Source organism: Metabacillus litoralis (assembly GCF_007994985.1).
Classification (GTDB): Bacteria; Bacillota; Bacilli; order Bacillales; family Bacillaceae; genus Metabacillus; species Metabacillus litoralis.
Genome location: NZ_VOQF01000070.1, coordinates 1 through 432, shown reverse-complemented (window position 1 = coordinate 432; position 432 = coordinate 1). Strand labels below are relative to the sequence as shown.

General features: G+C 32.2%; 1 protein-coding gene. It reads left to right on the top strand.

What is annotated here, in order from left to right; genetic code table 11:
• A partial coding sequence (locus FS935_RS23545) for a hypothetical protein (RefSeq protein WP_205124314.1) occupies nt 1-384 on the top strand: 384 nt, incomplete at its 5' end.
• Nucleotides 385-432: the final 48 nt, after the last annotated feature.

The following is a 432-nucleotide window of genomic DNA, read 5'->3' as shown; positions in this document are numbered from 1 at the left end:
AGTCGACTTATCACTTCTTCAGTCGGCAGAGCTTATGAATATGTGAATGAAATTAATAGTGAGCGATTTATCGAAGGTACAAATGTATTAAGACCTTATTATTTTCAACGAATTCTAGAAAATAAGCAAAAGGCTTTTCAAGAATTACAGATTCCTTTTGTACAACTAGAGGTTTTGACAATTGATCACTCAGCTGAAAATTTACAGAATATTGGTTCGCTTCTAAGAATGAATGATCATTTAGGATATGATGAAAGTGATCAATTATTTATTCTTCTTTCAAATGCGACAAAAGAAGATGCAACATTTGTGATTCGACGATTCCAGAGCAAAGGAATATTAGTTGTTCTCCAAGAGGAGGAGGCAGTGATAAATGCTGGGTAAAATTCTTTTTGCTTATTATCTTTTAGCTGTTATTTATATCATTGTCTT